This is a genomic window from Nesterenkonia marinintestina (assembly GCF_025420485.1).
GTDB lineage: Bacteria > Actinomycetota > Actinomycetes > Actinomycetales > Micrococcaceae > Nesterenkonia > Nesterenkonia marinintestina.
Window position 1 is genome coordinate 135,684 of record NZ_JAOEFD010000004.1, and the last position, 19,140, is coordinate 154,823.

Consider the following 19,140-nt stretch of genomic DNA (forward strand, 5'->3'; position numbering starts at 1 on the left):
TCCTTTCTTCAGGGTCGGGGAACCCGAGTATGAGCTTCTTCCGTCTCGATCAGACTGCGCAGATCGCTGAGCATCGCGCTCCGGTCGGCCGCTTCACCGGTGAATATCTCGAAGGCGTCCGCGGCCTGGTGCATCGCCATCCCCAGACCGACGATGACCCGACAGCCGTGGGCCCGTGCGCGCCTCACCAGCTGAGTCTCCACGGGCCGATACACGATGTCCGAGACCCACATGTCGCCGGTGAGCGCATCGGTGTCGAACGGGGTGCCAGGATGGTGGGACATGCCGAAGGGGGTCGCGTTCACGACTCCGTCCGCCTGTCCCAGGAGCCGCCCCACATCGTCCGGTCGGGCCGATGAGACCTCGACCGTGTACTCGCACCGGATGTCGTCCACGAGGCATTCGGCCCGTCGCTCGTCGACGTCCACGATCACCAGCGATTCGACACCTCGACCTGCGAGGCCGTGGGCGACTGCAGATCCGGCCCCGCCGGCTCCGACGAGGACGACACGGCCACAGGGGGCCGCTGCGAGAGCGTCGTCCAGAGATGCTCGGAATCCGGTGACATCCGTGTTGTGCCCGATGAGACCGCGCTCTGAGTCGAAGACGATGGTGTTGACGGCTCCGATCGAGCGAGCTGTGCCGCTCAGGTCGTCGACCAGGGGCAGGACGGTCTGCTTCAGGGGATGGGTGATGTTGAGGCCGTCGAATCCGAGCGTCTGGGCCCACTCCAGGAGCGCTCGCAGTCGTTCCGGGGATCCGTCGGACAGGTCGGACAGGTTGAACTCCACCGGCCGATACACATAGTTCATCCCGTGCCGCCGGCCCTCGTGCTCATGCATCGGAGGAGTCAGCGACGGCCAGACGCCGTGGCCGATGAGTCCGATCAGGTACGACCGGTGCCGTCGTCGGGGGGTCGCCGCGTTCACAGGCCGAGCACCCCCGGCAGGAAGAGGATCAGATCCGGCAGGAGGATCGCGAGCAGCGTCACGACGATCGCCGGTATCAGGAAGGGGAGGATGCCCCGGAACACCTCACCGACCCTCGTATTCGACACTGCCGCCGTCATGAACAGGACCGTGCCGACGGGCGGTGTCAGCAGGCCGATCATCAGCGACAGGATGAGCACGACTCCGAGATTGATGGGGTCGATGCCGTACTCCAGGGCGATCGGAAGCAGGATCGGCACCACCAGGACGAGGATCGCCGTCGAATCGATCACAGTGCCCAGGATCAGCATGAGCCCGGCGATGAGGAGCAGGAACACGACCGGGTTCTCCGTGATCTCGAAGAGCAGCTCAGTCAGCATCTGCGGCAGCCGTTCACGCGCCAGGATGTATCCGAGCAGGGCTGCCGAGGCCACGATGATCATGATCGCGCCTGTGGTCAGCACCGTCTCGCGGAGAGCCGTGATGAACCCGCGCCACGACAGGGAACGCTGGATGAGCGAGATCAGGATGACGTAGACGACCGAGACGGCCGCGGCCTCGGTAGGCGTGAACAGCCCGGCCAGGATCCCACCGAGGATGATCACAGGAGTCAGGATCGGAAGCAGGACGCCCTTGGTCGATGCTCGGAGTTCCTGCACGTCGAACCGGCCACGACGGATGTTCGGCTGACGACGGACCAGCACCCACACGACGACGCAGAGTCCCAGGGCGATCAGGACCGCCGGGATGACAGCCGCCGCGAAGAGCGCGCCCGTCGAGGCGGCGGCCAGTCCGGCGTAGATCACGGCCGGAATACTGGGCGGCATGATCGGGGCGATCAGTGACGAGGTCGCCGAGATGCCGGTCGCGAATCGACGGTCGTAGCCGTTCTTCAGCATGGCCGGGATCTGAACCTTCCCGAGTGCCGCCGCGTCTGCGACGGCCGAGCCGCTCATCCAGGAGAAGCCGACGCTCGTCCCGACCGTGACGTAGCCGAGATTGCCCCGAATGCTGGCGAAGAGGGCGAGCGCAAAGCGGAAGATCCGGTCCGCCAGACCGGCATGGTTGGCCAGAGACCCCAGGAGGATGAACAGCGGCACAGCCAGGAGCGGAAAGCTCTGAGCGGCCTCTGCCACCTGACGCATGGCCATCCCCGCGGAACGACCGTCCACCAGCATGTAGACCAGCGACGGGCCGAGGAAGGCGAAGGCGACCGGCACCCGGAGCATCAGGAGCACCACGATGGCGATGCCGAGCAGGGCGAGTGTCATGACGGGCTCACCTGCAGATCGTTCTCATCGCTGATCTCGGGCAGGACCGGCCCGTGGAGGGCGATGTCGACCGCCGAGATCACGGATCGGATCACTGTGCTCACCATTCCCACGAGCAGGGGAGCGTAGACCCACGACATCGGGAGCCCGAGGACGGGAGACCGCAAGATGCCCTGCGTCTCGACGAGGCTCCAGGCCTCATGGACGAGCAACCCTGCCGTCGCCGCGACGACCAGCAGCGCGAACGCCTGTACGCCCCGCACGACGTGTTGGTTCGGGACGGTGTCGAGGACCTCCAAGGTGATGTGACCACGTTCCGTGACGAGGACGCCCGCCATCAGGAAGGTCAGCCAGGCGAGGGAGAACCGTGAGACCTCGCCGGTCCAGGCGAGGCTGTCCATCGGGAGGTGACGTTGGGCGGCCTGGACGAACATCAGGATGAAGATGGTGAGCAGCAGGACGGCGCCGACGCCGATCTCTAGGCGTGTGATCAGGCGTGACGCACTCCGAAACGTCCACCGAGGCTGTGTCGGCATGGATACTCCTCGCTCCTGTACGAATGTGGTCTGCACCACATCGATTGGAACGAACGTACCGGTTATTACATTAGGTGTCAATCACACCGCAGGACGGACATTCGTGCCAGGTCGAGCCCCGGTTGTGACGGGGATCAGCGTTGGGCGGCGAGACGCACAGGAGCGTTCGGGGCCCCGTAGCCCTCGTAGCCGCCCCGACGTTCGACGACCTCGAGGAACACTCCCCCGACGGTCGGTGTGTAGAAGTGGATGAACTCGCCTCCCTCGACGCGGTCGTAGAGCAGATCGAGTTCACGCAGCTCAGCCAATCGATCCTCATCGAGGGCGAACCGTGCCGCGAGGTCGTCGTAGTAGTTGTCGGGGACGCGCAGGAAGTCGAGGCCCCTGTCCCGAGCGGTCCGCGCCAGGCCGACGACGTCGTCGCATGCCACGGCGATGTGGCGCGCCGGAAGCGGTGCCGTCGGTGGTGCCATATTGAGCGGCAGGCGGATGGCGCTGTCCTCGGCACGCATGACCTGGCTGCGCACGAGTCCGGTAGGACCGGGCACGTCGGCCGGATCATCCATCGAGAGGCCCAGGACGCTGTTGCAGAAGAGCACCGCCTCGGAGAACTCCTGCCACGGGTAGGAGAGATTGATGTGGTCGATCACGCTTCGACCCCCGACGGAGACCGAATCGACCCCGCCCTCGAACTCTCCGACCCAGCCGTCCTCGGCTCTGATGTCGTTCCAGTAGACCTCAGTTCCGTCAGGCGAGCTGACCGCCTGAAGGTCCTGCTCGCCGGAGTACGTGCGGCGGAAGACCGACGGCGCCCCGAGAGCTGCGCTGCGTCGGACGGCCGCCTCCGCATCGTCGACCAGGATTCCGATGGCGGAGAGTCTCGGTTCCTGCGCTCGGACCTCCTCATTGAGGATGATCCGCGAGTCGCCGAAGCTCCAGAGTCGGACCTGCTTGCTCCGGTGCCGACCGCGGAACGCGAACCCGAGCTTCTCGAGCATCGAGTCGAACGTGGCCAGTTCGTCCCCCGCGACCTCGACGAAGTCGATCTCCCGAGGCGACTGGACGGCAGCCAGGCGACCGTCCCTCCAGTCGTTGGCGACCGCCGTCCTGTCAGCGAGCCAAGACAGCGACCTGCGGGCGTGCGAAGCCGTCCGATCGACGTCGGTCTGACGGAATACGTCATTGAAGACCTCCAGAGAAAGAGGACCCCGGTACCCGGCCCTCCATACGTGTGCGAGGAATCCGGTCAGGTCGAAGTCCCCCTCACCGGGGAACAGGCGGTGATGTCGGCTCCAAGACAGGACGTCCATGTCCAGCTGCGGGGCATCGGCCAGCTGCAGGAAGAAGATCCGGTCGCCGTCGATCTCCTCGACGGCAGAGGGATCGTGGCCCCGGGACAGTATGTGGAAGCTGTCGAGGCAGGTGCCGAGGTTGGGTCGGTCCGCCATCTCCACCAGTCGCCATGCGTGTCGGTAGTCATCGACGAATCGCCCCCATGCGAGGGCTTCGTAGGCGACGCGGATGCCGTAGTCGGCGGCCAGATCCGCCAACCGGCCCAGCTGATCGGCCGCGACCTCGTCATCCGGGATCGTCGCCGACGCCACGTTGCTGCACACCAGGACGAGATCCGCGCCGAGCCTCCGCATGACTTCGAACTTGACCTCTGCCCGCCGAAGTGTGTCCGAGAACAGCGACTCCTCGACGCCTTCGACGTCCCTGAACGGTTGGAACATGTCGATCGTCAGACCAAGCCGACGGCACAGCTCTCGGATCTCCTCCGGCGACTCGTACGCCACCGTCAGGTCCGCGTCCATGATCTCGACACCGTCGAACCCTGCTTCGGCACAGGCTCGGAGCTTCTCGGTGAGACTTCCTGACAGGCAGACGGTGGCGATCGAAGTCCTCATAGCCGGAATGTACCAAACTTTCCGTTCATTGCAGAGGGTTCATCGGGCACCCACGGACGAGGGGCGACGATCCTCTCGGATCATCGCCCCTCGTCGAAAGTCCTCGGCTCTGACGCCCCTCAGGCCTCCTGCGCCTGCGCGGTCCTCCTGACCGCGTCAGCCACCGTCTCGGCGACGCGGGGGTCCAGCGGTGAGGGGACGATGTAGTCGACCTCGGCCGCAGTGCCCACCACGTCGGCGATCGCCTCGGCGGCCGCCACCTTCATCTCTGCGGAGATCTCCCGAGCGCCCGCGTCCAGGGCGCCGCGGAAGATCCCGGGGAAGGCCAGGACGTTGTTGATCTGGTTCGGGAAGTCCGACCGGCCGGTGGCCACCACGGCGGCGTGGCGCGCCGCGACGTCGGGCATGACCTCCGGGTCGGGATTGGAGAGCGCGAAGATGATCGAGTCCGCGGCCATCTTCGCGATCGCCTCCTCCGGCACCTTCGACGAGGAGACGCCGATGAAGACGTCGGCACCCTCCAGCGCATCGGCGATCCCACCGGTGACTCCGCGCGGGTTGGTCCTCGGCGCCACCTCGGCCTTCACGCCGGAGAGGTCGTCGCGTCCGGAGTGGATGACACCCTTCGAGTCGGTGATGACGATGTCGGTGACCCCGGACTGTTCGAGGATCTCGGTCACCGCGATGCCGGCGGCGCCGGCCCCGGCGATCACCACGCGGAGCCCGGACAGCTCACGGCCGGTCAGCCGCGCGGCGTTGATCAGTGCGCCGAGCACGACGACGGCGGTTCCGTGCTGGTCGTCGTGCATGACGGGGCAGTCGAGCGCCTCCTTCAGCTTGGCCTCGAGCTCGAAGCAGCGGGGAGCGGCGACGTCCTCGAGGTTCACCGCCCCGAAGGAGGGGCGCAGCCGCACCATGGTCTCGACGATCTCGTCGATGTCCCGGGTGCTGATGACCAGCGGAATGGAGTTCAGCCCCCCGAACTCGCGGAAGAGGACGGACTTGCCCTCCATGACCGGAAGGGAGGCGGCCGGCCCGATGTCACCGAGCCCCAGCACCGCGGACCCGTCGGAGAGGACGACCACCAGCCGGTCCGTCCACGTGTGGCTGGCGTGCAGGGAGGGGTCCTCGGCGATGGCCTGGGAGACCTTCGCGACGCCGGGGGTGTACGCGATGGACAGGTCCCGCTGAGAGTTCAGCGGACGTGTGCTCTCCACAGAGAGCTTGCCGCCCTCGTGTTCGCGGAAGACCTCGTCGTCGGTGATCGGGGCGTTCGGGTTCTCGATGTTCATCTCTGTTGCAGCTCCTGTGAGGTGTCGTCGGCGTCATCGCCGGTGTCACGCGGACTCGTCCGCACGCTGCGCGCAGACCGAGATCGTCGGGTGCCGCACCGTCGCAGGGGCCCAGGGGGTGTTCGGACCGATAGAGTCTCACTCTGCGGGATCCGTCGACCAGAGTCCACAGTTCCGCCCCGACGTCTCAGCACATGAGAAGCTCGGACGTCCGAGGACCTCGGCCCGTCCCCTCAGACCCGGCGGACCCCCGCATCGCCGGGGTCGTATCCGAGCTCCCGCTCGATGGCCCGCTGAGTCCCCCAGAACTTCACCAGGACCTGGTGGCTCGGGGGACGTCCGACACAGCTGCCGAGCAGATACATCCCCAACGCGAACACCGCCGCCGGCAGGACAGGCATCATGCCGAACGCCAGGGCCTCGAAGAACTCGGACGCCAGCAGGTAGTAGATCATCCCTCCGGAGATCGACAGCAGCGCTCCCAGGGCATTGCCGCGCTTCCAGTAGAGCCCCAGGATCAGGGGCACGAAGAGCCCGGCCTCGAGTCCCCCGATGGCGAAGTTGATGATGAACTGCAGGAAGTCAGGCGGCTGCAGCGACAGCAGCAGCACGATGACACCGATCCCGAGACTGACGAGCGTCCCCGCGCGGTACTCCTGCCTGTCGGTCATCTCCGGCTTGATGAACTCCTTCCACAGGTCCCGCACGATGGCGCCGGAGACGACCAGGATCATCGAGTCCACGGTGGACATCACGGCCGCCAGGGGCGCTGCGAGGACGGCACCCGCCAGCGGTCCGGGGAGCTGTTCGATGATCATGTGGGGTATGACGAGGTCCGCCACCGGGGCCTCCGGGTACAGCGCCTTGCCCACCACACCCATCGCGCCGAAGCCGAGGGTGAAGAGCATGAAGATCGCCGGGCCGATGTACAGCGCCCGGTGCAGGCTCTTCGAGTCCCGGTAGGACATCGCACGGACGACGACGTGCGGCAGGCAGGCCAGCAGGAAGCCGAACATGACCGCGTAGGAGAACATCATCGGCAGGTCGAACCCGCTGGCCCCCGGGAGCACCAGCAGCTCCGGGTCGACCGTCCGGGTCTCGCGCTCTATGCCCGCGAATCCGCCCACCGTGGTGAGCACGAGGATCCACAGCACGACTCCGCCCAGCAGCATGATGATGCCCTGGGCCGCGTCCGTGAAGGCGGCGGCGAGGAACCCGCCGATCGAGGTGTACAGGGCGACGATCAGTGCGAAGACGATCACCAGGATCCAGAACGGCACACCCGTGATGGCCTCCAGGACACGGGCCCCGCCGACGAACTGCGCCACCATGTAGGCCACCAGGAAGACGACCATGCAGATGGCCGTCACCAGGGTGACGGCCCGTGATTCGTAGCGTGCCTTGAAGAAGTCGGTGAACGTGATGAGGTTCAGCTTGCGGCCGACGATGGCGAACTTCTTGCCGACCAGCCCGAGCGCGAGGATCGCCGCCGGGACCTGCATCAGTGCGCCCCAGATCCACCCGTAGCCTTCGGCGAAGGCCAGCCCGGGGGCGCCGAGGAATGTCCCCGAGCTCGCCGCGGAGGCGATGACGGTGAAGATCAGGATGATCGGGCCGAGGGAGCGTCCTCCGATGTAGTAGCCGCCCGAGGCGGAGGCCTGCTGCTTCGTCCGCCTCAGCGAGTAGAGGGCGATCGGGATCATCAGGGCCAGCAGGATGATGATCGGAGCCGCGATGTCCCAGCGCATCAGAGATCACCCTCCCGGTCGGTCCGGACCAGGCCGTCGTCGTCGGGCTCGAGGCTGATCTCTCGGAAGAGGAACTTCACCATCAGGTAGGGCGCGATGAAGCTGGCCACACCGACGAATGCGATGCCGCTCCAGAAGAACCAGGCGGGGAAGCCCATGACGAAGTCCTGCTCCGCCCCGTCGACGCCGGCGCCGAGGCCCCACGCGATCACCATCGCGATCCCTGTGAAGAGCGCCCAGTAGATCAGGCACAGCCAGGTCTCCCGCAGAGAGACCCGATAGCGGGGGTCATGCTCGAAGTCTTCGGTCTCATGTCTGCTCATCACGGTGCCTCTCGGTGGACGCGGTGCCTCTCGGTGGACTGCAGTGCCTCTCGGTGGACTTCAGTGGCGGGCTCGCAGGACTCGGCCCGGACGACGACAGGTGGGGGTCCCCTCCCGGACGACCGGCTCCCCGTTGATCCAGACGTGCTCGATCCCGCGCGGCCCGGCGGTCGGTTCGGAATAGGTGGCCCGATCTTCGACGGTCGTCATGTCCGCCGCGACGAGGTCGGCGGCGTATCCCTCTCGGATCCGTCCCCGACCGGGAAGCGAGAAGGTCTCGGCGGCCAGGGACGTCATGCGACGGACCGCCTCTTCGAGCCGCATGACCGCGAGCCGGCGGACGTAGACGTCGAGGACCCTGACGAACGAACCGGCTCCGCGCGGGTGGGGGCGTCCCCCGTTCCCCCGAGGCAGACCGTCGCTGCCGATCATCGTGCGGGGGTCGTCCAGGGCGCGCCGCAGGTCGCCCTCGGACATGATGTGCATGATCATCGTGGCCCGCAGCTCCTCCTCGATGAGCAGGTCGGCGAGACAGTCGACGGGGTCCTGTCCGCGTCCGAGCGCGATCTCCGCCATCGATGCGCCGTCGTAGCGTCCGGTGCCCGAGCCGGCCAGGACGATGTTCTCCCATCCGGCGGCCAGCGCGTAGTTCTCGAAGTCTGCGGTCGGATCCCCCACCTGCGCGCGGACCCGGTCCCGGCAGCCGGCCGAGCGCAGCCGCTCCAGCAGCGGGCGTGTTCCGCCGGCATGCATCCAGGGCGGCAGCAGGGCCGTCAGCATGGTGCTCGCCGCGGTGTAGGGGTAGACGTCCTGGGTGATGGGCAGTCCGGCACGCCGAGGAGCCAGATCCTGGAAGACGTCGTCCATGGCACCCCAGCGCCGGCGGTCCGCCACCTTCAGGTGTGAGAGGTGGCACCGGACGCCCGCTCGTTCGGCGACCTCGAGCGTCTCCTCGATGCTGCGCCTGAGGTGCTGCCCCTCATTGCGCATGTGGCTGGCGTACACCGCTGTGGACGGCAGCGCCGCGGCGAGCTCGACGATCTCATCGGTTCCGCTGTACACCCCGGGCGGGTACACCAGGCCGGTCGAGAGTCCGACCGCCCCCTCGGCGAGGGCCTCCTCCAGTCCTCGGCGCATCGCTGTGCGCTCGGTCGGGGAGGGCGGCCGCTCCTCGAGGCCCATCGCGGCGATGCGCAGGGTGTTGTGGCCGATGAGGCTGGCGAAGTTCGTCGGGAGACCGGCATCGGCCGCATGGTCGAGGAACTCGGCGTAGCCGTGCCAGGACCAGTCATGGTCGGGGAAGATCCGGCGGACCAGGGAGAGGAACCCGTCGACGTTCTCCGGGGCGACGGGCGCCAGGGTGAAGCCACAGTTGCCGTTGATCTCCGTGGTCACGCCTTGGGCGGTCTTGGAGGTGTCGACGTCCTCCAGAAGCGGCGCGTTGTCCGAGTGCGCGTGGACATCGATGAAGCCGGGCATCAGCGTCAGCCCGCTGAGATCCGAGACCTGGGAGGCGCGGCGGACCGGGATCTCTCCGGCCCGTGCCACGGCGGCGATCCGGTCGTCGGTGATCAGCACGTCACCGGGGACGGCGGGGTCGCCCGAGCCGTCGACGACGACCGCTCCCCGCAGCAGCGTGCTCCCCATCCCGGACCCCCTCCGACTCCGATGGACAGCACGATAGCAATTCCGACCTCGAGAGGGAGGTCCTCATGGCCGGATCCTCGGTCTGCAGGTGCGAACGCGACGCGATCCGTCGCGACCTCTGGAGGCTGTTACCCTCGACACACTCAGGCGCGGCCCGGACCCGTCGGGGCCGCACGCCGCCTGACCTGCGCCGATCCTGGGAGACGCCATGCCGCACACCGCCGCACCTGCTGATTCCGTCACGCGTGAGACCGACGCCCTGGACGAGCTCCTGGACCCGCGGCGGCCCGGCGGTCCCCTGGCCACGCGCCGGGCAGCCGACCGGATCCGCTACGCCCCGGACGCCTCCCACTACCTGTTCACCCCGGAGATCGTCGCCACTCCGCGCAGCGCGTCCGAGGTGGCCGAGCTGCTGATCGCCGCAGGCCGACGAGGTCGACCCGTGACGTTCCGCTCGGGAGGTTCCAGCCTCGCCGGACAGGGGCAGACCGACGCGATCCTCGCCGACACCCGGAAGCACTTCCAGCAGATCGAAGTCCTCGACGACGGCGCCCGCGTCCGCGTGGGCCCCGGTCTGACGGTCAACCAGGTCAACAACCACCTGCGTCGCCACCGCCACCACCTGGGCCCCGACCCGGCCTCGTCCTCCGCGGCGACCATGGGAGGGGTCATCTCCAACAACTCGTCGGGGATGGCGTGCGGCACCGAGCTGAACACCTACAACATGCTCGAATCTGCGGTGCTGGTGCTCCCCTCGGGCACCGTGGTCGACACCGCCGACCCGTCCGCCGACCACACCCTGCGCACCGCCGAGCCGCACATCTATGAGGGTCTGCTGCGGCTGCGGGACCGCATCCGCGAAAACTCGGCGTCGGTGGAGCGGATCGAGCACCTGTTCTCCATGAAGAACACCCTGGGCTACGGGCTCAACGCGTTCCTCGACCACGACGACCCCGTCCAGATCCTGCTGCACCTGGTCATCGGGGGTGAGGGGACGCTCGCCTTCGTCGCCGAGGCCGTCTTCCGCACGGTGCCCACCCAGCCCCTGGCCGCCACCGGCCTGCTGTTCTTCCGGAACCTCGAGGACGCGAGCGCCGCACTGCGCGCGGTGAACCGCACCTCCCCGGTCGCGATCGAGCTCATGGACGCCACCAGTCTGAAGATCGCGCAGGATTCCGGGGCGCAGGTCGATCAGCTGCGCCGTTTCGACGTCGTCGACCATGCCTGCCTGCTCATCGAGTACCAGGCCGGCGACGACGACGCCCTCGAGTCCACCCTGACCGCCGCCGGAGAGACCTTCGAGGACTTCGCGCTCTCCGCAGACCCCTCCCTGACCCGGGACCCCACCGCACGCGCAGACCTCTGGACGGTGCGCAAGGGGCTCTACGCCACCGTCGCCGCGGCCCGCCCGCAGGGGACGGCCGCGCTGCTGGAGGACATCGTCGTCCCGGCACCCCGGCTGCTCGACACCTGCCGGGCCCTGACCACGCTGTTCGCCGAGCACGACTACGGCGAGGACGCCTGCATCTTCGGCCATGCCCGCGACGGCAACCTGCACTTCATGCTCACCGAGACCTTCGACACCGACGCCGGCGTCGCCCGGCACGCCCGCTTCACCGAGGACCTGGTGTCCATGGTCCTGGGATACGACGGGTCGCTGAAGGCCGAGCACGGGACCGGGCGGAACATGGCCCCCTTCGTCCGCCGTCAGTACGGAGACGAGCTCTTCGAGGTGATGGTGGAGCTCAAGCGGCTCGTCGACCCGCAGGGGATCCTCAACCCGGGGATCATCCTGTCCGAGGATCCCTCGTTCCACCTCACCGGACTGAAGACGAACCCTCCGGTGGAGGAGGAGGTCGACCGCTGCGTGGAGTGCGGATTCTGCGAGTCGGTGTGCCCCAGCCGCGGACTGACCACCACGCCGCGGCAGCGGATCGTGCTGCGCCGCGCCATGGCCCGAGCAGACCGGGAGGGCGACCACGAGCTGCTGGCCGAGCTGCGGGAGGCCGAGGAGTACGACTCCCTGCAGACGTGCGCGGCCGACGGCATGTGTCAGACGGCCTGCCCGGTGGACATCAACACCGGCGAGCTGGTGAAGCGGCTGCGCGCGGAGGGAGCCGGCCGGGCCGAGCAGACGATGTGGCACCGGGCCGCCCAGCATTGGGAGGCTGCCTCCCGCGGGGCGGGCTCGGCGCTGAGCACCGCCAAGCGGGTCCCCACTCCCCTCGTGCTGGGCGCCACCCGGCTCGCCCGCCGGGCCGCCGGCTCCGACCAGATCCCCCTCTACACCGACGACCTCCCCGCCGGTGGTGCGCGCAGACGCCGGCAGGAGGACGTGTGGACCGATGCCGCCGAGGCGGACGCGGTGTTCTTCGCCGCCTGCACCTCAGCGATGTTCGGGCCCGCCGGCTCGGGGGAGGGATCGATGGGGGCATTCCGCGCCCTGTGCCGACGGGCCGGGGTGGGACTCACGGTGCCCGCCGACATCGACTCCATGTGCTGTTCGACCCCGTGGAGTTCGAAGGGCATGGAGGCGGGGTTCGCCGCCATGCGCGAGACGGTGCTGCCGGCGCTGTGGCGGGAGTCGGACCACGGCCGACTGCCGGTCGTCTGCGACGCCTCCTCCTGTTCGGAGGGTCTGCACCACATGCTCTCCACCGCGGTCGCCGAGCACCCGGAGTACGCCGAGCTGCGGATCGTCGACGCCGTGGAGTTCGTCGAGACCCGAGTCATGCCGGCGCTGACGGTGGACCGTCGGATCCCCTCGCTGACCCTCCACCCCACCTGCGCCTCGACCCGGTCGGGGACGAACGCCCACCTGACCGGATTGGGCGAGATGCTCGCCGACGAGGTGGTCGTCCCGGCCGCCTGGGGCTGCTGCGGGTTCGCCGGGGACCGGGGGCTGCTCCACCCGGAGCTCACCGACTCGGCCACCGCCCAGGAGGCGGCGGAGGTCCGCGCCTGTGGGACCACGGCCTATGCGTCGTCGAACCGCACCTGTGAGATCGGCATGTCCCGTGCCACCGGACGGGACTACCAGCACATCATCGAGCTCGCCGAGCAGCTGACCCAGGAGGGACCTGCCGTTCAGCTATGAGGGTGCGTCGGGCTTCGATATATGAGAAGCCCGACGCACCCCTGTAGATGAGTGACGGCCCGTCCCGTGTCACAGGGATGAGGAGCGCAGCGCACCCATGTAGCGGAGTCTCCGAGAATCCGCGTCACCCTCCAGCAGGCCCGCCAGCTCCAGGCTGACCAGCCCGTGGGCCAGCCCCCAGAGACGCAGCGCCTCGACCTCCGGGTCAGGGCCGTGCCCCCGGTCTCCGGCACCGAGTGCGCGGGCCACGGCCTCACGCAGCACGGCGAAGGTGGGACGGCCCGTGGCGGGCGAATCGGGCTGCACGCCGTCGGTGCGCGGCGTGCCGAACATGACCCGGTAGAAGTCCGGCTCGGCCAGGGCATACTCCCGGTAGGCGAGACCCAGTTCCAGCAGATCTGCGCGCGGATCGTCCGTCCGAGCCGCGGCGTCCAGATGGGCCGCGAACCGCCGGAACCCCTCCTCGACCACGGCGTCGAGCAGCTGCCTCCGTCCTCCGAACAGCGAATACACCGCAGCGGTCGTGACTCCGGCCTCGGAGGCCAGCGAGCGCAGGGACACCGCCTGCTCGCCGCCTGCTGCGACGGCGGCCGAAGCGGTCGTCAGCAGCCGGGTGCGCACCTGCTGGTCGTAGATCCTGGGACGTGCCACAGCAGCATCCTAACCCTTGACAACAAGTTTCCTCACACTGTTATCTGACAGTGTCATATAACTTCCCTCCATCGGGAGTCGTCATGTGGGAACTGTCCTCCTCCGCCCAGTCCACCGCCGGGATCGTGGTGCTCGCAGCCATCACGGTCACCACGGGCGGGCACTTCCTCACCCGCGTCGTCCGCGGCCGGGTGCCGGCCACCGACTTCCAGGTCGCCTTCTTCCGCGCCGGCCACGCCCACGCCGGGGTGCTCATCACCCTCGGCCTGGTCTGTCTGCTGCTCACCGAGGCCACCGACCTCCGGGGCACCTGGGAGTGGCTGGCCCGGACCGGCGTGCTGATCGCCGCGATCCTCATGCCCGCCGGGTTCTTCCTCTCCGCCGCCGGGTCGGGCCGCACCCGGCCCAACGGGCTGATCGTGCTGCTCTGGGCCGGCGTCGCGTTCCTTGTCGCCGGCCTGGGGACGCTGGGAGTGGGTCTGCTCACCGGGGCCTGAGCCTCACCGCTGGCACCACACCCGGCGGATACACTCTCGGCATGTCCTCACCGACCGCGCACGAGCCGATGTCCGCATCAGCACCCCGCCGCATCCTGATCACCGGATTCGAGCCGTTCGACGGGGCCGACCGCAACCCTTCGTGGGACCTCGCCGACGAGCTGCGCCGCCGCGCCGACCGGGGCGTCTCGACGGTCGCCTCGGAACGGAGCGCCGACGGGGAGTCCCTCGAGCTGCACACCCTGCTGCTGCCGGTGGAGTTCGGTCCGGCCGGAACCCGCCTCCGGGCCCGACTGGATGAGCTGGCCGCGGCCGGCGAAGCGCCGGACCTGGTGGTCGCCCTGGGTCTGGCCGCCGGGACCGAGGCCGTGGCGCTGGAGCGCGTAGGTCTGAATCTGCGCGACGCCCGGATCCCCGACAACGGCGGCACCCAGCCGATCGACGAACCGGTGGTCGACGGCGGCCCCGAGGCCCGATTCGCCACTCTGCGGCTGAAGGCCTCCCTGGCGCGCATCGCCGCCGCGGAGATCCCCGTCCACCTGTCCCTGAGCGCCGGCACCTTCGTCTGCAACGACGTGCTCTACACCCTGCTCGACCACCTCGATCGCACCGGTGCAGACGCCCGAGGCGGGTTCGTCCATGTCCCGGATCTGCACTCCCCGGACTCCCCGGTCACCTTCGACCAGGCGGTGCAGGCCGTGGAGATGCTGCTCGCCGAGAGCCTGCACCCCATCCCGGACGCCGTCGCCGCGGCCGGGGCCCTGCACTGAGCAGGACCCGCGGTCGGGGCGCGGCGCCCCCGCTCAGGCGTCCTGGTAGGCCTCGGCGTAGGTCTCTCGGAGGCTGCGCTTGTTGATCTTGCCCACCGAGGTGCGGGGGATCTCGTCGACGACCTCCACCTTGTCGGGCAGCTGCCAGTCGGCGAAGTCCTCGCTCAGCGCCTGACGCACGGTCTCTGCGGTGACCTCGGCCCCCATCGTCGGGACCACGAGCACCAGCGGCCGCTCGCCCCACTTCGGGTGGGAGACCCCGACGACGGCGACGTCTCCGACCTCCGAGCGGCCGGCGAGCGTGTTCTCCATGTCGATGGACGAGATCCACTCGCCGCCGGACTTGATGATGTCCTTCAGCCGGTCGGTGACCTTGAGGAATCCGTTCTCGTCGACGGTGCCGACGTCGCCGGAGCACCAGTAGCCCTCCTCGTCGAAGGCGCTCTCATCGGCCTCCGGGTCCTCGAAGTAGGACCGCGTGACCCAGGGCCCGCGCAGCCGGATCTCCCCGGCGGAGGCGCCGTCGAAGGGCAGCGCCTGCCCCATCGGGTCGGCGATCTTCACGTCGACGCCGACCACCGGCATCCCCTGGGAGCGGCGCAGCCGCCATCGCTGCTCCTCGTCCATGGTGGCCGCCACAGCCGGCAGGACCCGGTTCACCGAGACGATGGGCGAGGTCTCGGTGGCCCCGTAGGCATGGATGACCTCCGCCCCGGTGAGCTCCCAGATCCCCCGCATCAGCGACAGCGGCGGTTCGGAGGCGCCGCAGATGAAGCGGGTGCCGCTGAGGTCCGGGGTCTGCTCCAGCTGCTGGAACTGATGCAGGATCGGGTTGAGGATCGCCGGTGCCGCAGGCGCCACGGTCACGGCGTTCTCCGTCATCGCCTCGACCAGCATGGGCGTCTGCTGCATGGTGAACCGGCCCGGCAGCACGATCTTCGCCCCGACCTTCACCGCCGCGTACGGCAGCCCCCAGCATTGGACGTGGAACATCGGGGTCAGCAGCATCACGGTGTCGTGGAGGCCGATGCCGACGTTCACGGCCAGGGCGTCGGCGTGCAGCCAGGTGGACCGGTGGGAGTAGAACACGCCCTTGGGGCGACCGGTGGTGCCGGTGGTGAAGCAGGCCCCGGAGGCGGAGCGTTCGTCGACGTTCGGCAGGTCCTCCAGCGGCTGGTTGTGGGTGGCGACGGAGTCGTAGGAGTGCACGTTGTGCAGTCGTATCTGCGCGTCGGAGAGCCGATGGTCGGTGCCGATGAACCACCGCTGGATCCGGGTGTTCAGGTGCTGGTCGACGTCGCCGGCGAGTGAGGCCAGCGACTCGTCGACGATGATGTGGGTGACTCCGGCCTGTTCGATGACGTAGGCGATGTCCTTCGGAGCCAGGCGCAGGTTCAGCTGCACCATGGTGGCTCCGAGGGCGGGGATCGCGAAGTAGGACTCGAAGTGACGGACGTCGTTCCACATGAGCAGCCCGACCCGGTCCCCCGGCCCGACGCCGTATTCGCGCAGTCCCGCGGCCAGTCGTCGGATGCGGCGCCAGGTCTCGGCGTAGGTGGTGGTGTGCCAGTCCCCGTCCTGGTCACGGTGGACGATCTGCTGGGAGCCGAAGCTGCGGGCGGCGTGGGAGAAGAGCCGAGTGGTGGTCAGCTGTTCGTCGTCGCCCATGGTGGAGGGGGTGCCGAAGACGGTCTGCGCGGTGGTCATCGCTGTCATCCTTCCGACGAGTGGTCCGTGCCACATCAGCGGTGGTGAGGATGAGGTTACACACGCCCCGGTCCCGTCACAACGGCTGATCGCGCGGCACCTCGAGGGGCGCCCACGCACGTCAGAGGCGGACGATATCCTGAGCCGCGATGAGTCGGAAGAAGAAGCGGCCGCCGAAGCGCGGCACCTCCGCACGGTCGAAGCAGGCCGCCGCACAGAGAGGGACCGCGCGACGAGGGACCGCACCGAAAGCCGGTACGCGGAAGGGTGCCGCCCGGAGGGACACGGTGCGGCAGGACCGGTGGCGGGTCGCCAGGTATCTGTGGGCGACCGTGGCCTCGGTGCTCATCGCCGCTCTGCTGCTCGAGGCCACGATGGTCTGGATGCTCGGCGTGGGGCTGTGGATGCTGGCCAACCAGGAGCTGATGGGCCTGTGGATGCTCGTCGTCGGCTACATCATGGCGTGCATACCCTGGGCGATCGGTCTGCTCATCGCCACCGGACGGTTCTGGACCTCGATGACACACGCACTGTGGATCGGCATCGTCTACTCCGTGCTCGGCGTGCTGCTGCTGGAGTATGTGATCGGGGCCGGCGGCTGACCGGTCAGAATCCGACGACGGCGACCCGGTAGACGATGCACGCCACGGCGAAGAACCCGGCGAGGGTCACGAAGACGTTCGAGGCGAGGCCCCGGTGCTGCCGCAGCACGTCGAACCGGCGGATCGCGTACATCGGCATCAGGTAGAGCACCAGCGCCATCACCGGTCCGACGAGGGTCTCGATCATGTCGAGCACGCCGAGGTCCGCCACGGCCGCACCCCAGGTGGCGAGGAAGATGCCCCCGGCGACCCCCCAACGCACCGCCTTCTCCGACGGCGTCCGTCCCACGGCGCGGGCGGCGGAGCGGACCAGCCCCGCAGTGCCCTCGGCGGCGCCGAGGTAGTGGCCGAAGAAGGAGGAGCCGATGGCGGCGATCGCGACGGCCGGGCCGATGTAGGCGATGAGCGGGCTGTCGAGCGTCTGCGCCAGATAGGACAGCACCGGCAGGTTGGCGTCCCGGGCCTCACGCAGCCCGTCCACGCCCAGTGCCAGCACGCAGGACCAGACGAATCCCATGGTGAACAGGACCAGCAGCATCGTGGAGCGGCGCAGCACCACCTGGGCGCGGAGGTCGGCGGCGGACCCGTACCGGCGCTGCATCGCCAGGGTGAACTGGGAGACGGCGGCCGCGAAGTAGAAGGCGAAGATGAGCACGGGGATGACCAGCAGCAGGGCGCTGAGCATCCGGGCCGGAGACTGTTCGGCGCCGACGAAGACTCCGAAGTCCCAGTAGGGGATGAGGAAGAGGCTGATTCCGAGCAGGACCGCGATCAGCGGGTAGACCAGCCACTGCATGGCCACCAGCATGATCCGCTGGCCGAGGATCATCACCAGCATCAGGGCCGCGACGAGCAGGCCGGACAGCAGCCAGCGCGGCGGAGACTCCAGTCCGAGCTGCACGGTGAGCAGGTCGTCGACGGTGTTGGTGATCGCGATTCCGTAGATCATCACGATCGGCAGGATGGAGAGCAGGTACAGCACCGTGATGACCTGTCCGGCGGCTTCGCCGAAGAGGTCGCGGGCGACGACGGTGATGTCGGACCCCGGTCGGTCCGAGGCCGCGACGAACCGGGACAGGCCCCGGTGGGCGAAGTAGGTCATCGGGCCGATCAGCACCGTGGCCACGACCAGGGGCCACAGCCCGCCGGCGCCGGCGTTGATGGGGAGGAACAGGATTCCCGCACCGACGGCGGTGCCGAACAGGGAGATCATCCACGTGCGCTCGAAGCCCCGGTCCGGGGAGTGGTGCGGAGGCAGACCGCCGGTGTCGGCCTCGCCGGGCCCTGCGGCGGAGCGGGGGCCCTCGGCGGATTCTCGAGCGGCGGATCGTGTGCGCATGCGGTGGTCATCCCTGGGTGTCGTCGGAGTCGGTCGGTCCGGCGGCGCCGACCGTCCTGGTGTGCGACGCCCAGGGAATCGTACCCCCGATCTGCGGGCGGTCCGGCTCCGAGTCCCGCACCCCCTAGTTTGCTGTCGCAAAGTCCGTTACGGTGGAGTGATGACGCCGAAGGAGGGACCCGTGCACGACACCGTGAAGCTGCCCCGCATCCCGGCGCGCCCGACCAGACCCCTCCGACTCTCCGCCGAAGCCGAGGTGCGGACGCCCCGGCAGAGGGAGCAGGCGCAGGAGCCGACGACGCCCCGGTCCGACGCCGGCGCGCAGTACCCGGTGATCCTCCCCGACCAGAGCCGACCGACGCCGACCTGGGGGTCCCCGGCCCCGGACTGGTCGCCCGCGGGGCCCGCCCACCACGTTCCGACCCATCACGTTCCGGCCCACCACAGTCCGGCCCACCCCGGACCCGCCCGGCCGCGCGGTGCCGGGAGCGGGGCCCTCCGCTGGCTGGTCAGCCTTCTGCTGTTCCTGCTGCTGGCCGTCGCAGCCATGCCCATCCTGGTCTACCTCGCGCTGACGGTGCAGTCGACGACCGGGCTGGGGACCTCACTGTCCCCGCTGGGCGACACGCAGACGGTCTCGGTGCTGCTCCTGGGCCTCGCCGTCGCCGGAGCGGTCGGCTTCCTGCCCGGCTTCGCCGGCTTCACCCTGGGCACCCGAAGCCCGGGCTGGGGCGCGTTCCACGGGCTCTGGACCTCTCCCCTATTGGTCGTCGCCGGAGCGCTGCTGACGCTGGTCATCCTCTGGCGCTGACGTCCCGCGGCTC

16 protein-coding genes are annotated in these 19,140 nt (G+C 68.8%); 5 read left to right on the forward strand and 11 right to left on the reverse strand.

What is annotated here, in order from left to right; translation table 11 throughout:
• Positions 1 to 8: 8 nt before the first annotated feature.
• The 8 genes from N7E59_RS05085 to N7E59_RS05120 all read right to left on the reverse strand — a co-directional run bounded on the left by N7E59_RS05085 (position 9) and on the right by N7E59_RS05120 (position 9,653).
• Positions 9 to 929: a shikimate dehydrogenase gene (locus N7E59_RS05085; protein ID WP_261623834.1), complete on the reverse strand. Its 921-nt coding sequence runs from the start codon at positions 927 to 929 to the stop codon at positions 9 to 11.
• Positions 926 to 2,200, reverse strand: coding sequence for a TRAP transporter large permease (locus tag N7E59_RS05090; RefSeq protein WP_261623835.1), 1,275 nt, complete (start codon positions 2,198 to 2,200; stop codon positions 926 to 928). The genes N7E59_RS05085 and N7E59_RS05090 overlap by 4 nt, the downstream gene beginning before the upstream one ends.
• Positions 2,197 to 2,736, reverse strand: a complete 540-nt coding sequence (locus tag N7E59_RS05095; protein WP_261623836.1) for a TRAP transporter small permease — start codon at positions 2,734 to 2,736, stop codon at positions 2,197 to 2,199. Before N7E59_RS05095 ends, N7E59_RS05090 begins: the two co-directional genes overlap by 4 nt.
• 134 nt (positions 2,737 to 2,870) lie before the next feature.
• Positions 2,871 to 4,643 (reverse strand): bifunctional sugar phosphate isomerase/epimerase/4-hydroxyphenylpyruvate dioxygenase family protein, encoded by a 1,773-nt coding sequence (locus N7E59_RS05100; protein WP_261623837.1) that lies wholly within the window; start codon positions 4,641 to 4,643, stop codon positions 2,871 to 2,873.
• A 119-nt stretch (positions 4,644 to 4,762) separates the two neighbouring features.
• Entirely contained in the window at positions 4,763 to 5,935 is a 1,173-nt protein-coding gene (locus tag N7E59_RS05105) for an NAD(P)-dependent malic enzyme (protein WP_261623838.1), read from the reverse strand.
• 233 nt (positions 5,936 to 6,168) lie between these two features.
• A complete protein-coding gene (gene panF / locus N7E59_RS05110) occupies positions 6,169 to 7,683 on the reverse strand; it encodes a sodium/pantothenate symporter (RefSeq protein WP_261623839.1) in 1,515 nt (504 codons plus the stop codon).
• A complete protein-coding gene (locus tag N7E59_RS05115) occupies positions 7,683 to 8,006 on the reverse strand; it encodes a YhdT family protein (protein ID WP_261623840.1) in 324 nt (107 codons plus the stop codon). Before N7E59_RS05115 ends, panF begins: the two co-directional genes overlap by 1 nt.
• 60 nt (positions 8,007 to 8,066) lie before the next feature.
• On the reverse strand, positions 8,067 to 9,653 hold the full coding sequence (locus N7E59_RS05120; RefSeq protein WP_261623841.1) for an N-acyl-D-amino-acid deacylase family protein: 1,587 nt from the start codon (positions 9,651 to 9,653) through the stop codon (positions 8,067 to 8,069).
• 208 nt (positions 9,654 to 9,861) lie between these two features.
• Between N7E59_RS05120 and N7E59_RS05125 the strand changes: the two genes are divergently transcribed.
• Complete coding sequence (locus N7E59_RS05125) at positions 9,862 to 12,750, forward strand: FAD-binding and (Fe-S)-binding domain-containing protein (RefSeq protein ID WP_261623842.1); 2,889 nt, start codon at positions 9,862 to 9,864, stop codon at positions 12,748 to 12,750.
• 69 nt (positions 12,751 to 12,819) lie between these two features.
• On the opposite strand, the gene N7E59_RS05130 is transcribed toward N7E59_RS05125, so the two are convergent.
• Positions 12,820 to 13,401 carry a TetR/AcrR family transcriptional regulator gene (locus N7E59_RS05130; RefSeq protein ID WP_261623843.1) on the reverse strand — a complete coding sequence of 194 codons (582 nt, stop codon included), beginning with the start codon at positions 13,399 to 13,401 and terminating at the stop codon, positions 12,820 to 12,822.
• 83 nt (positions 13,402 to 13,484) lie between these two features.
• On the opposite strand from N7E59_RS05130, the gene N7E59_RS05135 reads away from it, so the two are divergent.
• Together N7E59_RS05135 and N7E59_RS05140 are read left to right on the forward strand one after the other, a co-directional pair.
• Positions 13,485 to 13,898 carry a hypothetical protein gene (locus N7E59_RS05135; RefSeq protein ID WP_261623844.1) on the forward strand — a complete coding sequence of 138 codons (414 nt, stop codon included), beginning with the start codon at positions 13,485 to 13,487 and terminating at the stop codon, positions 13,896 to 13,898.
• A gap of 41 nt (positions 13,899 to 13,939) precedes the next feature.
• Positions 13,940 to 14,668 carry a pyroglutamyl-peptidase I family protein gene (locus tag N7E59_RS05140; protein ID WP_261623845.1) on the forward strand — a complete coding sequence of 243 codons (729 nt, stop codon included), beginning with the start codon at positions 13,940 to 13,942 and terminating at the stop codon, positions 14,666 to 14,668.
• 33 nt (positions 14,669 to 14,701) lie between these two features.
• Here N7E59_RS05140 and N7E59_RS05145 read toward each other — a convergent pair whose 3' ends face one another.
• Positions 14,702 to 16,375 (reverse strand): long-chain-fatty-acid--CoA ligase, encoded by a 1,674-nt coding sequence (locus N7E59_RS05145; RefSeq protein ID WP_261623846.1) that lies wholly within the window; start codon positions 16,373 to 16,375, stop codon positions 14,702 to 14,704.
• 149 nt (positions 16,376 to 16,524) lie between these two features.
• On the opposite strand from N7E59_RS05145, the gene N7E59_RS05150 reads away from it, so the two are divergent.
• The gene (locus N7E59_RS05150; RefSeq protein ID WP_261623847.1) at positions 16,525 to 16,977 is read left to right on the forward strand and encodes a hypothetical protein; all 453 of its coding nucleotides are present in this window, start codon (positions 16,525 to 16,527) and stop codon (positions 16,975 to 16,977) included.
• Between the two features lie 4 nt (positions 16,978 to 16,981).
• On the opposite strand, the gene N7E59_RS05155 is transcribed toward N7E59_RS05150, so the two are convergent.
• Positions 16,982 to 18,316, reverse strand: a complete 1,335-nt coding sequence (locus N7E59_RS05155; RefSeq protein WP_261623848.1) for an HAAAP family serine/threonine permease — start codon at positions 18,314 to 18,316, stop codon at positions 16,982 to 16,984.
• Positions 18,317 to 18,476: 160 nt separating this feature from the next.
• Here N7E59_RS05155 and N7E59_RS05160 point away from each other — a divergent pair, with 160 nt between their 5' ends.
• The gene (locus tag N7E59_RS05160) at positions 18,477 to 19,127 is read left to right on the forward strand and encodes a hypothetical protein (RefSeq protein ID WP_261623849.1); all 651 of its coding nucleotides are present in this window, start codon (positions 18,477 to 18,479) and stop codon (positions 19,125 to 19,127) included.
• The last annotated feature ends 13 nt before the right edge of the window (positions 19,128 to 19,140 follow it).

What these genes read in the sequence shown, in the direction of transcription:
- N7E59_RS05160 (WP_261623849.1), top strand. Translation starts at nt 18,477, where the DNA reads ATGACGCCGAAGGAGGGACCCGTGCACGACACCGTGAAGCTGCCCCGC.
- N7E59_RS05095 (WP_261623836.1), bottom strand. Translation starts at nt 2,736, where the DNA reads ATGCCGACACAGCCTCGGTGGACGTTTCGGAGTGCGTCACGCCTGATC.
- N7E59_RS05125 (WP_261623842.1), top strand. Translation starts at nt 9,862, where the DNA reads ATGCCGCACACCGCCGCACCTGCTGATTCCGTCACGCGTGAGACCGAC.
- N7E59_RS05145 (WP_261623846.1), bottom strand. Translation starts at nt 16,375, where the DNA reads ATGACCACCGCGCAGACCGTCTTCGGCACCCCCTCCACCATGGGCGAC.
- N7E59_RS05140 (WP_261623845.1), top strand. Translation starts at nt 13,940, where the DNA reads ATGTCCTCACCGACCGCGCACGAGCCGATGTCCGCATCAGCACCCCGC.
- N7E59_RS05135 (WP_261623844.1), top strand. Translation starts at nt 13,485, where the DNA reads ATGTGGGAACTGTCCTCCTCCGCCCAGTCCACCGCCGGGATCGTGGTG.
- N7E59_RS05120 (WP_261623841.1), bottom strand. Translation starts at nt 9,653, where the DNA reads ATGGGGAGCACGCTGCTGCGGGGAGCGGTCGTCGTCGACGGCTCGGGC.
- N7E59_RS05090 (WP_261623835.1), bottom strand. Translation starts at nt 2,200, where the DNA reads ATGACACTCGCCCTGCTCGGCATCGCCATCGTGGTGCTCCTGATGCTC.
- N7E59_RS05100 (WP_261623837.1), bottom strand. Translation starts at nt 4,643, where the DNA reads ATGAGGACTTCGATCGCCACCGTCTGCCTGTCAGGAAGTCTCACCGAG.
- N7E59_RS05105 (WP_261623838.1), bottom strand. Translation starts at nt 5,935, where the DNA reads ATGAACATCGAGAACCCGAACGCCCCGATCACCGACGACGAGGTCTTC.
- panF (WP_261623839.1), bottom strand. Translation starts at nt 7,683, where the DNA reads ATGCGCTGGGACATCGCGGCTCCGATCATCATCCTGCTGGCCCTGATG.
- N7E59_RS05155 (WP_261623848.1), bottom strand. Translation starts at nt 18,316, where the DNA reads ATGCGCACACGATCCGCCGCTCGAGAATCCGCCGAGGGCCCCCGCTCC.
- N7E59_RS05150 (WP_261623847.1), top strand. Translation starts at nt 16,525, where the DNA reads ATGAGTCGGAAGAAGAAGCGGCCGCCGAAGCGCGGCACCTCCGCACGG.
- N7E59_RS05115 (WP_261623840.1), bottom strand. Translation starts at nt 8,006, where the DNA reads ATGAGCAGACATGAGACCGAAGACTTCGAGCATGACCCCCGCTATCGG.